The sequence below is a fragment of the Mesorhizobium sp. M1027 genome, assembly GCF_040318745.1.
Classification (GTDB): Bacteria; Pseudomonadota; Alphaproteobacteria; order Rhizobiales; family Rhizobiaceae; genus Mesorhizobium.
Map to the genome: position 1 here is coordinate 231,528 of NZ_JAMYMW010000009.1, position 13,217 is coordinate 244,744.

At 62.0% G+C, this 13,217-nt stretch carries 15 protein-coding genes and 1 pseudogene; 5 read left to right on the forward strand and 11 right to left on the reverse strand.

The genetic code is table 11. From position 1 onward, the window contains the following. Nucleotides 1–21 precede the first annotated feature (21 nt). The 3 genes from sbmA to NKH50_RS19255 all read right to left on the reverse strand — a co-directional run bounded on the left by sbmA (nucleotide 22) and on the right by NKH50_RS19255 (nucleotide 2,891). Nucleotides 22–1,299 carry a peptide antibiotic transporter SbmA gene (sbmA, locus tag NKH50_RS19245; RefSeq protein WP_352751067.1) on the reverse strand — a complete coding sequence of 426 codons (1,278 nt, stop codon included), beginning with the start codon at nucleotides 1,297–1,299 and terminating at the stop codon, nucleotides 22–24. A 113-nt stretch (nucleotides 1,300–1,412) separates the two neighbouring features. Continuing rightward, nucleotides 1,413–2,567 carry a YbfB/YjiJ family MFS transporter gene (locus NKH50_RS19250; RefSeq protein ID WP_352880453.1) on the reverse strand — a complete coding sequence of 385 codons (1,155 nt, stop codon included), beginning with the start codon at nucleotides 2,565–2,567 and terminating at the stop codon, nucleotides 1,413–1,415. Between the two features lie 105 nt (nucleotides 2,568–2,672). Further along, complete coding sequence (locus tag NKH50_RS19255; RefSeq protein ID WP_352701654.1) at nucleotides 2,673–2,891, reverse strand: hypothetical protein; 219 nt, start codon at nucleotides 2,889–2,891, stop codon at nucleotides 2,673–2,675. Between the two features lie 96 nt (nucleotides 2,892–2,987). On the opposite strand from NKH50_RS19255, the gene NKH50_RS19260 reads away from it, so the two are divergent. The 3 genes from NKH50_RS19260 (at nucleotide 2,988) to NKH50_RS19270 (ending at nucleotide 5,645) form a co-directional block, all read left to right on the forward strand. After that, complete coding sequence (locus NKH50_RS19260; protein WP_502906881.1) at nucleotides 2,988–3,902, forward strand: LysR substrate-binding domain-containing protein; 915 nt, start codon at nucleotides 2,988–2,990, stop codon at nucleotides 3,900–3,902. 81 nt (nucleotides 3,903–3,983) lie between these two features. Beyond that, nucleotides 3,984–5,240 carry an aminopeptidase gene (locus NKH50_RS19265; protein WP_352880455.1) on the forward strand — a complete coding sequence of 419 codons (1,257 nt, stop codon included), beginning with the start codon at nucleotides 3,984–3,986 and terminating at the stop codon, nucleotides 5,238–5,240. A 39-nt stretch (nucleotides 5,241–5,279) separates the two neighbouring features. Continuing rightward, the gene (locus tag NKH50_RS19270; RefSeq protein WP_352880457.1) at nucleotides 5,280–5,645 is read left to right on the forward strand and encodes a DUF488 domain-containing protein; all 366 of its coding nucleotides are present in this window, start codon (nucleotides 5,280–5,282) and stop codon (nucleotides 5,643–5,645) included. A gap of 62 nt (nucleotides 5,646–5,707) precedes the next feature. On the opposite strand, the gene NKH50_RS19275 is transcribed toward NKH50_RS19270, so the two are convergent. Then, a complete protein-coding gene (locus tag NKH50_RS19275; RefSeq protein ID WP_254820404.1) occupies nucleotides 5,708–6,061 on the reverse strand; it encodes an ArsC family reductase in 354 nt (117 codons plus the stop codon). 173 nt (nucleotides 6,062–6,234) lie between these two features. On the opposite strand from NKH50_RS19275, the pseudogene NKH50_RS19280 reads away from it, so the two are divergent. Both NKH50_RS19280 and NKH50_RS19285 read left to right on the forward strand, forming a co-directional pair. Beyond that, a pseudogene (locus NKH50_RS19280) lies at nucleotides 6,235–6,584 on the forward strand (ArsR/SmtB family transcription factor). A 2-nt stretch (nucleotides 6,585–6,586) separates the two neighbouring features. After that, a complete protein-coding gene (locus tag NKH50_RS19285; RefSeq protein WP_352702081.1) occupies nucleotides 6,587–7,066 on the forward strand; it encodes an SRPBCC family protein in 480 nt (159 codons plus the stop codon). Between the two features lie 90 nt (nucleotides 7,067–7,156). Here the strand turns inward: NKH50_RS19285 and NKH50_RS19290 are convergent, their stop codons facing one another. The 7 genes from NKH50_RS19290 to NKH50_RS19320 form a co-directional block, all read right to left on the reverse strand. Then, on the reverse strand, nucleotides 7,157–7,510 hold the full coding sequence (locus NKH50_RS19290; protein ID WP_352505266.1) for a SnoaL-like domain-containing protein: 354 nt from the start codon (nucleotides 7,508–7,510) through the stop codon (nucleotides 7,157–7,159). A 358-nt stretch (nucleotides 7,511–7,868) separates the two neighbouring features. Beyond that, entirely contained in the window at nucleotides 7,869–8,462 is a 594-nt protein-coding gene (locus NKH50_RS19295; protein WP_352880459.1) for a hypothetical protein, read from the reverse strand. A gap of 28 nt (nucleotides 8,463–8,490) precedes the next feature. Beyond that, entirely contained in the window at nucleotides 8,491–9,576 is a 1,086-nt protein-coding gene (locus tag NKH50_RS19300) for an ABC transporter ATP-binding protein (protein ID WP_352737093.1), read from the reverse strand. Beyond that, nucleotides 9,566–10,174, reverse strand: coding sequence for a cupin domain-containing protein (locus tag NKH50_RS19305; protein ID WP_254820400.1), 609 nt, complete (start codon nucleotides 10,172–10,174; stop codon nucleotides 9,566–9,568). The genes NKH50_RS19300 and NKH50_RS19305 overlap by 11 nt, the downstream gene beginning before the upstream one ends. Before the next feature lie 174 nt (nucleotides 10,175–10,348). Then, on the reverse strand, nucleotides 10,349–11,419 hold the full coding sequence (locus NKH50_RS19310) for an ABC transporter substrate-binding protein (RefSeq protein ID WP_352880462.1): 1,071 nt from the start codon (nucleotides 11,417–11,419) through the stop codon (nucleotides 10,349–10,351). Then, entirely contained in the window at nucleotides 11,404–12,282 is an 879-nt protein-coding gene (locus NKH50_RS19315; protein ID WP_352880464.1) for an ABC transporter permease, read from the reverse strand. Before NKH50_RS19315 ends, NKH50_RS19310 begins: the two co-directional genes overlap by 16 nt. Next, entirely contained in the window at nucleotides 12,279–13,166 is an 888-nt protein-coding gene (locus NKH50_RS19320) for an ABC transporter permease (RefSeq protein WP_352880466.1), read from the reverse strand. Before NKH50_RS19320 ends, NKH50_RS19315 begins: the two co-directional genes overlap by 4 nt. Between the last annotated feature and the right edge of the window lie 51 nt (nucleotides 13,167–13,217).

Sequence of the window (13,217 nt, forward strand, 5' to 3'; positions counted from 1 at the left end):
TGGATCGCCGCCCGCTACCCTTTAGCTCACCGGCTGATCTTCAGGGCGCAAGCCGGCTTGCTCACGCTCCAGATAGCGCTGGTCGATTTCGGGCAGTGGCTCGCCCTCGAGCGTCGCCTCGAAGGCGCGCAGGCGCTTATGTACTGACTGCAGCTCGACGATGGTCGACCATGAGGTGAGCAGAAACTGCAGCGATCCGGTCACTCGGCCGAACGCGTTGGAAATCTGGCTAAACGCCCCGAAACTTATCTTATGAGCCACAAAGGACGGCCCCAGGATCAACATTGAGAAGATACCGTCGGCTTGCAGATAGGTATAACGGACCACATTGAAATAGATATAGTGAAAATACAGTCTGAAGTAGTTGTGACGAACGTTGGCGAACAACTCCGAAGTGGTTGCCGGTTGGGCCCTGTCCGCATGATCCTCGCCGTAGACGAGTTCCTTGCGATAGGCAGCCTCGACACGTTGGTTGCGAAACTGCAACCCAGGTAACTTCAGACCTGCAACCATAACCGAAATCGTTCCGAACAGGCACCAGGCAAGCGCGGCAAAGACTAATGGCTGGGGGATGGCACCGACGACCGGCAATTCGCTAATGTGGCTCTGCAGTTGAATCATCACCGGCAGAAATGCAATCAAGGTCATGATCGACTGAACAAAGCTCGAGCCCAGATCCTCCATGATCTGCGAGAACCGCATCGTATCTTCCTGGATACGCTGAGAGGCGCCTTCGATGTGGCGAAGCCTGCTCCAGTTCTCGATGAAGTAATTGTTCATCGCCGTTCGCCAGCGGAAAATCCAGTGACTGACAATGAAGGCGTTGATCACCTGCACGTTCATCCCGACCAGCGCAAGCCAAGCGAAGCTGCCTAGTCCGGCATAAAACTCTCCTGCGGTCGACTTGATAGTCCCCGACATAAGTCCCTGGATATAGTCATAAAAAGGGCCGTACCAAGCGTTGACCGCTACACTGACCTGCACATTGAAGTAGATGAGGAACAGGATGACTGCGCTGATCAATATCGACCAGTTTTGCCACGGATGCGGTGCATACCAGCTCCAGAATGCATAGAAGACGGCAACGCAAAAAGCGAAATAGAGATAGAACCACAGAAACGGGTTCGACCAGAGTACGGTGATGCCGATAATGGGCGGTGCATCAGCCGCGGCCGGCGGCAAGCCGAACACAGCGCCCAGCTGTTCGCCACCGAAAAACCAGAACAGGATAGCGGCAAGGCTCCAGACGGCCAGCGAACTGAAGAACAGCTTCGGCTGCGGGAAGAAGGATACAAACACTGTGGGGAAATCCTCGGTCGATGCGCAAATCAGCGGGTTCAGCGGGCATAAAGTCACACATTAGTGGGAAAGAAAATGCCGTGCCCGGTTCCCGGCGCCGAGCAAGACCACAATCATGGCGATTTTGGCGCAGCCGACCAGGCGATCGCACCGGAGGCGAGCAGGACGGCGGCGGCCACGATCGAGGCAAGGAAAAAGTCGCCTGAGGCCTGCGCAAGCAGCCCGGCGACGATCGGGCCGATGATCTGGCCGAGGCCGAAGGCGGCCGTCATCACCGCCAGCATCCGGCGTGGTGCTTGCGGGGCAAGCTGCCGTCCGGCCTGCAGGCCAAGCGCGGTGATGGCGATGAAGGTGCCGCCGACAAGAAGGCCGCCGAGCAGCGGCCCGGTGCGTCCGTCCATGACGACACTGGCGCTGACCCCAACCACCTCGACCAGGCACCCAAGGGCATAGGTGGCGTAAAGCCCGATCCTGGCCGTAAGCTTCTGCCACAGCCAGACCGAGGGGAACCCGGCAAGGCCGGTGACCATCCAAACCACGGCCTCGAAGACCCGGCCACCGCCGCCCTGGCGGACGATCGCGACCAGGAACGTCGCCGTGACGATGTAGCCGAAGCCGAACAGGCCGTAGGCGACAATGACCTTCACCAGTGAAGGGTTTTTTGGCAACGCCGGCTCCGGCCCGGCAACGCTGTTCGCAGCCGAGGTGCCGCCGGCGAGCAAGGCGACGGCGGCAAAGCCGCAGGCCGAAATCGCCGCGGACCACAGCCAGCCCGCCGCCCAGCCGGCGTGTTCGGTGACAAGGAGCGCCAACAGCCCCGAGGATGCCGCGATGCCGAGACCGACACCGCCGAAATACAGCGCCTGCAGGTCGTTTCGCCCGGCCGCGGCGAGATGACGGAAAACGATGCTGGTCATGAAGACCAGCACGAAGGCACTGGCGAGGCCGGCAAGAAAGCGCATGAGGAGGAAGGCGGCCATGGTACCGGTCAGGCCCATCAGCCCGGCGAGGATCGCAGTGGCGGCAAGGCCGGCCAGCATCAGCTGGCGCTCGCGGCCTTGCGCCCAGCCGCCGGTGGCGGCAAGCGCGCCGACGAGGTAGCCGAGATAGTTGGCCGATGCGATCCAGCCGGCATCAGCCGGCGACAGGCCGAGCTCGTCCATCATGCCAGGCAGGATCGGCGTATAAACGAAGCGGCCGATGCCCATGGCGACGGCCAGGGCGATCATGCCGGCGATTGCCAAGCGCAAGGGCGAAGCGATGTTCATCGCGGTGCACAATAAGTGCGCCTGCCGCCGAGACAATCCGCCTTTTGTTGGGCCAGAAGGGGTTGGGCAGCCCCGTCGGCGGCTGGCTCGCCTGAGGTGCTTCGTTCAGGAGACTCTGCCGCAGCAGGTCCTCGTCAAGGCCGTCTCGTAGCGGGTACGACGCGCGGTCAGCCTGAATGGCATGTCGGCGAGTTCGCGCTCCGACATGGTGTCGAGCAGCGGATGCGACAGCGGATCGGTCACCCAGCTGGTGGCCTCGCTGTCATGCCGGTGCGGCTGCGTTCCGATCGGGGAAAAGGCTCCGAGCCATGACAAAATCTTCATCAGATTGCCTCGTCACTCTGCGTAACCCACTTAGAATCCGGCATCCTGCAGTGTCTGGCAATTGAGATTTCAGCCGTTCGAGTTTAGAAAAACTGTATGGCTACTCTGAACCGCGTCCATCTCAGCGGCTTGCGCGCCGTGGAAACCGTTGCCCGCCTGGGCTCGCTCGCGGCGGCGGCCGGCGAGCTCAACGTTTCGGTCAGCGCCGTCAGCCAGCAGATCAACCGGACAGAAAAGCAGCTCGGCCGGGCGCTGTTCGACCGGACGCCAGCTGGCCTGGTGGCGACCGAATTCGGCACCGTCTTTACCGCGCGGCTCAGCGCCGGGTTTCGCGAACTCGCACAGGCGGTGGCGCTTGCCGATGAAAGCTCGGAGTGCACGCTGGTGGTTTCGGTGGCGCCGGCGTTCGCCTCGAAATGGCTGCTGCCGCGGCTATCGCGGCATTTTGCCCGGCATCCGAACGTGCTCCTGCGCATCGATGCCTCGGTGCGGCTTGCCGATTTCGATCGTTCGGACATCGACGTCGCCATCCGGCTCGGCGACGGCAAATGGCCGGGCGGGCGGGCCGAATTGCTGCTGGCGCAAGAGGTGTTTCCGGTCTGTGCACCGGTGATCGCCAGCAAGCTGAAATCGATCGAGGACCTTGCTTTGACTTGTGCGATCACAGACGAAAGATCGATGATCAGTTGGGAGAGCTGGTTCGAAGCGGCCGGGGTGGAGCCGGTCACCTTCATGAAAGGCGCGCGCTTCACAGATCCGATGCTGTGCCTGGAATCGGCGATTGCCGGTCACGGCGTCATGCTCGGCTGGCAGTTGCTGGCCGCAGACGCGCTGGCCGACGGCCGTCTCGTTGCGCCGTTCGGCATAGGCGCCCAGAGCGGACTCGGCTATTGGCTGGTGACCTCGGCCAGCAAGGGCGAAAGCCGCAAGGTCAGGGATTTCAAGATCTGGGTGCGCGAAGAGATCGAGGCGACGATGGCGCAGTTCAGGTCGCTCGAGAGCGTCAGCTAGACCTGCCGGCGTCATCAGAGTGGAAAGGTCGGTAGCGCCGGTCTATGTAAGACACAGTCCCCAATCACGGCAGGCAGGATCATGACCACACATTCGCGCGGCGTTTCCGCAACCATCGACCCGGTGAAGCTCGACAGGCTGGCGGAGGTCGCCGTCAAGGTCGGGCTGCAATTGCAGCCGGGTCAGGATCTGGTGCTGACCTCGTCTATCGCCGCGCTGCCTCTGACGCGGCGGATCGTCGAGCACGCCTACAAGGCAGGTGCCGGCCTGGTGACGCCGATCTTCAACGACGACGAGATCACTCTCGCGCGCTTCCGCTACGGCGCCGACGCCGGTTTCGACCGCGCCGCCGGCTGGCTCTATGAAGGCATGGCAAAAGCCTTCGCCAACAATGCGGCCAGGCTTGCCGTGCGCGGCGAGGATCCGTCGCTGCTTTCTTCTCAGGACCCGGCAATGGTGGCGCGTGCCAATAAGGCGAATTCGATGGCCTATCAGCCGGCGCTGGAGAAGATCACCAGCTTCGACATCAACTGGAACATTGTGGCTTATCCTGATCGGGCGTGGGCCAAGCAGGTTTTCGCGGACGATGCCGAAGACGTCGCCGTGGCCAAGCTCGCCGATGCCATCTTTGCCGCCTCGCGGGTGGACGTCGAAGACCCGATCGGCAACTGGACGGCGCACAATGCGGCGTTGAAGAGCCGCACCGAATGGCTGAACGGCCACAATTTCCACGCACTGCATTTCACCGGCCCCGGCACCGACCTGACCGTCGGGCTGGCCGACGGCCACGAGTGGATGGGCGGCGCCTCGACCGCCAAGAACGGCATCACCTGCAACCCGAACATCCCGACCGAAGAGGTTTTCACCACGCCGCATGCAAGGCGCGTCGAAGGCCATGTCACCAGCACCAAGCCGCTGTCCTACCAGGGCACGCTGATCGACGGCATTGCGGTGCGTTTCGAGGCGGGCCGCATCGTCGAGGCCAAGGCCTCGAAAGGTGAGGATGTGCTGCAGAAGGTGCTCGATACCGACGAAGGCGCGCGCCGTCTCGGCGAGGTGGCGCTGGTGCCGCATTCCTCGCCGATCGCCAAGAGCGGGCTGCTGTTTTTCAACACGCTGTTCGACGAGAACGCGGCCTGCCACATCGCGCTTGGCCAGTGCTACTCGAAGTGCTTCGTCGACGGCGCCTCGCTCAGCCAGGACGAGATCGCGGCGCGCGGCGGCAACAAGAGTTTCATCCACATCGACTGGATGATCGGCTCGGACAAGATCGATATAGACGGCGTCCACAAGGACAGCAGCCGCGTGCCGGTGATGCGCAAGGGCGAGTGGGTTTAAGAGCGCCAGCACGCAGCCGCGCCTGTGACGCATGCGGGGTTGGCAATGGAACTCGCGGTCAAGCGCATCTATGAGCCGCCGGCGCCCGATGACGGGCAGCGGGTGCTGGTGGACCGCATATGGCCGCGCGGCATCGCCAAGCAGGACGCGGCGCTGACGCTATGGCTGAGGGACATCGCGCCAAGCGACGCGTTGCGCAAATGGTTTGGCCATGAGCCGGCGCGCTGGGCGGAGTTCCAGCGGCGATACAGGGATGAGCTCGACCGGAACGGCGAGGCGGTGGCGGAACTGCGCGCCTTGCTGCGTGAGGGCAAGGTGACGCTGCTCTACGGCGCGCATGACGAGGCCCATAATAATGCGGTCGCGCTGGCGAGCTATTTGCGTGGGAAAACCACAAGCGTCTGATACGATCAATATGCATGCCGGGCAGGACAGAGGGGGGCGCGACGGATCGCGGTCGGTCGGTTCTACTTCCCGCCAACCGCCTGCTGATAAACATCGGGCTTGAACCCGACGAGAATCCTATCGCCAAGTTCCAGCACCGGACGCTTGATCATCGTCGGCTTTGCCAGCATCAGCGCCTTGGCCTTCCTTTCATCCAGGCCCATCCTGTCCTCCTCCGACAGTTCGCGAAACGTCGTGCTCGCCTTGTTGAGCAGAATTTCCCAACCGACTTTGCCTGACCAGCCGTTCAGCCGATCCGCATCCAGCCCGTCGACCCTGTAGTCATGAAAGCGATAGGCAACATCATGGCTCGCCAGCCAGGAACGGGCCTTCTTGATCGTGTCGCAATTGGTGATGCCATACATGGTGATCGTCAAAAACGGATCCTCGGACCGGTCGAATCTGACGGCACCCTAAAACCGCACCTCTCAGTTTTCCAGCGGCCTTGCCGGGCATCCATGATTTTCGCCCTTGCCAATAGTAAGGAATTTCCCTAAGTGTTTCTAAGCCAACTCTGGTCACGGGGAATGGCCGAGGCAAGGAAACGACTATGACGAGCCTGCAGACCGAAAGCCCCCCGCCCGTCGACGGCATTTTCCGGGCGCTCGCCGATCCGACCCGGCGACGCGTGGTCGAGCGACTGAACCGAAGCCCCGCCTCGGTCAGCGAGCTTGCCCAGCCGTTCGAGATGGCCCTGCCATCCTTCATCGAGCATCTCAGGGTTTTGGAAGGCTGCGGGCTGGTGCATTCGGAGAAGGCAGGCCGCGTCAGGACCTACCGGCTCGCGCCGGAGCCGCTGAAGCTCGCGGAAAACTGGCTGGCCGAGCAGCGGGCGCTTGGGAGCGCCGTCTCGACCAGTTCGACGACTACGTGCTGAAACTCAAGGAGAAAGACAGATGAACATGGCTCCGTTGTTCCAACCCGATCCGAAGCTCGACCTCGTGCTCGAACGGTCGATCGAGGCGCCGCGCGAACTGCTGTGGATGGCCTTGACGAAGCCCGAGCATGTCCGCCAATGGTTCACGCCGAAGCCGTGGATCATCACCGATTGCGAGATCGACCTGCGGCCCGGCGGCCTGTTCCGCACCCGCATGCAGTCGCCCGACGGCAGGCAAGTCAACGACAGGCGTTGCTGCTACCTCGAGATCGTCCAGGACGAGCGGCTGGTGTGGACCGATGCGCTGCTGCCAGGCTACCGGCCGTCAGGCGACCCATTCATTACAGCCGTCATATCGCTGCAATCGCGGGGCGAGGCGACGCGCTACACCGCGACCGCCATCCACCGCGACGAAGCCACGCGCAACAGCCACGAGGAGATGGGCTTCTACGACGGCTGGGGCACGGTGGCGGATCAGTTGGCGGGCTACGTCAAAACGATCTGAGCTTCTCGAAGACGGCCAGGTCATCCTCCGGCCGCCATGCTTATTGTTCAACCTTGCAGCGGCTCCCGGAAGCCGGTGGTATTTCCGGCCTCAATAGTAGAACCGCTCTTCGGTGATCTTGCCGTTCTTGACCGTGTACAGACCAACCTCATCTATGGTGGCACGTTCGCCGGTAGCTTTGGGCGTTATGTCAAACTTGAAGCGCACTGCGAACTGGTCGCCGTTGACATATGGGCCCTCGACCGAACCGCCATGCACTTCGTTGTTCTCTTGCCACCACTGGTTCTTTTGCTTCAGAGCTTCCTTGCCACGGGAGACGGCCATCGGCCCCTCCATGGCTTCGTAGCTGGCGACGTCGTCGGCATTGTACTTCTCAGCAGCACCTTGATGATCGCCCTGCTTGAGGAGCTCGGTGAAATCCTTGGCAATTTCCGTGATCGTCATGGGGTTCCTCTTGTTAAGACGCATTGGAAGTAGCGGGTCGCGTGCTGGCCTGCCATCGTCAATCCCGAGACAGCTGACATGCCATGTCAGGATGATGAATATCGTGCGGGCTATGACGACGGCTTGGGCCTCTACATCCCGGCCAAGGCATCGTCTTGGCCGTTCAATTGCCAACGTGCGCTCTCGCGCTAAATCCCCTTGCCGATTACACTGTGGATCAGCACAAAATCCCGGACTGTCCAGCCAATTGGATCAATCGACCGTTCGCGAATCCTGGGGACACGGACTTCGTCACGAAGCAGCGTAACATGCGGTTCAATGGACTTCGTGAGAAAGAGCTTTAGCGGGCTGTCGGAAATCAGAGGGTGAGATTGCGCCAGAATTCTTGGAGCGCTGGATTGCTGTCACCGTTGCGCAGAACCAGCGAACCACCACCAAAAGCCGTCAGGCGATCGAAAGAAATATCGAACGGTTTTGCAACGATCATCGAGCCGATATGCCGAGCGATTTCAACCAGCTTTTCCGGATACCCATCATGGTCACCGAGGCCGACGAGCGAGATATGGATGTGGTTCTCCGGAACAAACCAGCCTTGCAGCCTTAACTCTCGATTCAAGGCGATAGCCTTTCGCGCCAAGGGACCAGCGACCGCGCTCTCAGCCAAGATGGCAAGAATATGCGGTCGTCGAAACGTCGCTTGGTCCCCTGCCATCGGAAAAAGGTCTGGCCGTTGTTCGGGGTTCCGAATGCAGGTTGCCCACTCATAATTGATCTCTCGTCCGGCAAAATCGTATCCGACCGAGAAATTTAGAACAAACAGAGAACTCGTCAAATGGAAACGCAACGGGCGCTGAATGCTTTCCGCGCCAACACCCGCGATTTCAGCGGTCGAGGAAGCCCTGCCGAGCAGGAATTCGAAGTCTGCGCCCCGTTGCCGATAATGTGGGAACACTCCAGTTTTCTGGAAGTTGAAAATCAGACTAGCTGGGCAGCATAGGGCAGTTGGCGCCGCGGCGCAGGCTGATATGCGCCACATCGCCGACGCTGAATTGAAAACCCTCTGTCGGGCGTGGCGCGTCGATCACGACCTGTGTCCCCTGCCCCAGCTCTGCATGAAGGCGCAAGGTGCGGCCGTGGAAGACGATGCTGTTCACCCGCACCGGTACAGTGCCGGCCGTGGCCTCGGTCGTCGCCAAAAGATCCTCCGGACGCACGCCGATGGTGCGCACCGTGCCCTCGCCAGGCAGTTCGCCCGTCTCCGAAACCGCTTCCAGCGGCAGGGCGCCGGCGGCGAACCGCAAGCGCTCGCCGTCGCGGCCGACAAAGCGCGACTGCAGAAGGTTCATCGTGCCGATGAAGCTGGCGACGAATTTGGTGGCGGGCCGGTCGTAGAGAGTCGCCGGCGGCGCGATCTGCTCGATGCGGCCTTTGTTCATGACAACGATGCGGTCAGAGATCGACAGCGCCTCGGTCTGGTCATGCGTGACCATGACGAAAGTGGTGCCGAGGCGCGACTGCAGGCGCTTCAACTCGGCCTGCATCTGTTCGCGCAGATGCGCATCGAGCGCCGACAGCGGCTCGTCGAGCAGCAGCACGCGCGGTTCGCAGACTATGGCGCGGGCAAGCGCGACGCGCTGGCGCTGGCCACCCGACAATTCGGACACGCGGGCGCCGAGCTTGTCGGCAAGGCCGACCATGTCGAGCGCCGCGCCGACGCGCTTTGCCTGTTCGGCACCCGCGAGCTTGCGCAGCGACAAGCCGAAGCCGACATTTTCGGCGACGTTCATGTGCGGAAACAGCGCGTAGTCCTGGAATACGGTGTTGACCGGGCGGTCGAAGGGCCTGAGCCCCGTGATGTCGCGCCCTTCGAGCAGGACCCTGCCGCTCGACGGGCCTTCGAAACCAGCGATGACCCGCAGGCTGGTGGTCTTGCCGCAGCCGGACGGTCCGAGCAGGGTCAGGAACTCGCCGCGCGAAATATTGAGATCGACAGTGTCGAGCCCGACGATGCCGCCGGGGAAAATCTTGGAGACCTTGTCCAGCCGGACGAGCGGATCAGGCGCCATCGCGAACCTCGGACGGCTTGGTGGTGTTGACCCACAGGATCTGGCAGCGCTCGCTGCCGGGATTGCGGAAGGCATGCAGCAAGGTGCTCTTGAAGGCGAAGCTGTCACCGGCCTTCAGCCCGTATCTGGTCGAATCGACCACCAGTTCGACCTCACCCGACAGGACGAAGCCGAATTCGTGGCCGGCATGGGCGTAGGCTTCGGCGGTGCCGCCGCCGGCCTCCACCGTCACCAGCATGCCGGTCAGCGTGGCGGCCGGCGGCGACAGCAGCGCCTTGGCGATGCCTTCCGACTTGACCGGGATCTGACGCCGGCTGTTGGCGCGCACGCAATAAAGATCGTTGCCGGCATCGTTGCCGTCAACAATCAGCGCCGACGGCTCGATGTCGAGGGCGGCGGCAAGCGGCCAGATCACTCGCACCCGCAATGATGACATGCCGCGCTCGATCTGGCTCAGCGCACCGATCGAGACGCCGGCTTTAGCGGCGAGTTCGGCCAGCGAGAGATTGCGCTCCAGCCTGAGCGCCCGCACGCGCCGGCCGACCCTGACGTCGGCGTCGTCCTTCGGCTTCTCAGCCGCTTCGTCCAGCATGTCCATTCGTTCGTCCTTGTTTGGTAAGGTTTTCCCTCCCCTTGTGGGAGAAGGTGGATCGACGCGAAGTGCCGAGACGGATGAGGGGTGTTGGCCGGAGTGCCGTCTGTGCCATCTGGAACACCCTCATCCGTCGCCTTCGGCGACACTTCTCCCGCAAGGGGAGAAGGAAGTGCGAACTCAGCCGCCTGCCTTGACCTTCTCGAACATCTTGGCGAGTTCGTCATTCTGTTTCATCGGCCCGGTAAAAATCGTGGTCTTCAGCATCACCTCGGGATCGGAAGGTAGCTGCAATTTCTCCAACTCCTCCTTCGGCACGGCGGCGAAAGCCGAGCTGATCGAGCTGCCATAGCCGTAGGCCTGGATCAGATACTTTCCGGAATCCGTCTCCAGCCGGCTGTTGATGAAGTCATAGGCTAGGTCGACGTTCTTGGCGTCCTTGAGCATGACGAAGCCGCAAGCCCAGGTCAGCATGCCTTCTTTCGGCTTCATGAACTCGACGGGCACGCCCTGCTTCTTCAGCGAGGTGGCCGAGGCGTTCCAGGTCATGGCCGCGACCAGCTGGCCGCTGGCCAATGCCTGTTCGACCGAGGTCATGTCGGTGGTGTAGTTCGAGAGCAGCGGGCGCTGCTCGCGAAGTTTTTCTGCCACCTTGTCCATCTGTTCCGGTGTCATGTCGAATGGATTGACGCCGGCGAGAAGGGCCGCCACCACCGGTGTGTCGTGGACGGCATCGATGGTCGCCATACGCCCGGCATATTGCTTATCCCAAAGCAGGTTCCAGCTGGCTTCCGGGTTCTTCACCAGATCGGTGCGGTAGAGGATCGAGGTGTTGCCCCAGTCCCACGGCACCATCCAGACCTTGCCGTCGCCGGCCTGCAGGTCGGGCAGGTTCTTGAAGACCGGGAAGATCGAATCCCAGTTCTTGATGCGCTTGGTGTCGATCGGCTGCAGCAGGCCTTCCTTGTTCCAGCGCGCCACCTTGTCATAGCATGGGTGCGCGACATCGGGGCGGAAGCCGGCCTTGACCTTGGTGAAAGCGTCATCGTCGTCGCCAAACATCGAAGCTTCGAGACCATCGGGGTGCGCGGCCAGGAAGCTCTTGTTGAAGTCGGGCAGTTCATAGCCCGACCACGTGAAATATTGCAGCTTGTCCCCGGCAAAGGCGACAGTCGACGCAAGCGCCAGCGCGAACGCAGCCAGTCCGGTTTTCGCTGTCTTTGCCGTTATCGATTTCAGGTCGAATGCCATTGCAGTTCTCCTCCTTCGGTTTCTTCTGGTTTTGACAGGTTGGCGGGCGCTGACCGCCGGGTGGCAGCAAGCCCGCGATGGCGCAGCATTTCGGCGAGCGCGGCGATGAGGAACGACACGGCCAGGATCGAAGTGCCGAGCGCCATGACGGTCGGCAGCGATCTCGGGAAGCGCAGCTGGCTCCAGATATAAAGCGGCAGCGTCGGCTCGGTGCCGGCAAGGAAGAAGGCGACGATGAACTCGTCGAAGGAGGTCAGGAAGGCCAGCATGAACGCCGAAATAATGGCCGGCAGGCTGAGCGGCAGCATCACCCGTCTGAAGGTCGTCCAGTCGGAAGCGCCGAGGTCGAGCGCTGCCTCGCGGATGGTCTTCGGGATGGCGGCGAAGCGGCTGCGCATGACCACCACCGTCGTCGGCAGCGCCACCAATACATGCCCGAGCACAATGGCAATGCGCGACGGCCCAAAGCCGGCGAGGTTGACCAGGATGAGCAGCGATATGCCGACGATGACGCCTGGGATGAGGATCGGCAGCCGCGCTATAGCACTGATCGCGGCGGCCAGCGGCGAGCGGCCGTAGAGGTCCATATAGGACACGGTCACGCCGCAGAGTGTTGCGCCAGTGGCAGCAATTGCGCCGATGACGAGGCTGGTGGCAAGCGCGCCGGACAGCGCCGAATTGCCGTAAAGCGTGCCGTACCATTCAAGCGTGAAGCCTTGCAGCGGAAACGCCGCCTGGATTGAATTGTTGAAGGAAAACAGCGGGATCAGCAATATCGGCAAATACAGGAATATCAAATAGGCAAGGACATAGGCGCCGAGCCAGCCGCCGCCCTGTTTTGCATCGACACGCGCCGCGTTCATGTGCGGCTGCCGTATCGGCGGTCGGCGAAGCGCACCACCAGCACCACGGCGAGAATGACCAGCATGACGGCGACGGCGAGTGCGGCGCCGAACGGCCAGTCATTTGCCTTGCCGAACTCGGCCTGGATCAGCGTACCAATCATGGTGCTGGCCGGGCCGCCGACCAACGCCGGGGTGACATAGTCGCCGACGGTCGGCACGAAGACGACGAGGGCCGCTGCCAGCACGCCCGGCATCGAATTGGGCAGCACTATGCGGCGGAAGCTGGTGAATGGTTTTGCGCCGAGATCGGAAGCGGCTTCGAGCAGCGATTTCGGGATCGTGTCCAGCGCCACATAGATGGGCAGGATGGCGAACGGGGCATAAGCGTGGGCAAGCGTGACGACGACCGCTGCCGGTGTGTTGAGAAAGGCCAATGTCGGCTCCGACCAGATGCCGCTTTCGATCAGCGCCGAGTTGAGCACGCCATTATAGGCAAGCACGATCTTCCAGGCGAAGACGCGCAGCAGATAACTGGTCCAGAATGGCAGGGTCAGCAGGAGCAACAGCAGCCCGCGTCGCCGCCCAGCATGAAAGGCCAGATAGTAGGCGACAGGATACGCCGTGACGGCGGTTGCCAGCGTCACCAGGCCGGCGATGCCCAGCGAGCGCAATGTCACCGTCCAATACAGCGGATCGGTTGCCACGGTGACGAAATTGGCAAGGGTGAAACCAGCCCCCAGCAGCGAGCCGTCATTGCCGCGGAAGGCGAGGAAGAACACCAGGCCAAGGGCGAAGAGGATCAGCAGAAAGGTGACGAGCCCGCCGGGCAGCAGCATGGCGAAGCGAAAACCCGGCGAAGACCGGGTTTCCGGCAGCGACTGAGTTGCGGCGATGGTCGACATCGACTGCCTATGGTATTTGAAATCGACTAAGCTTTTTTCATATTCGTGAAG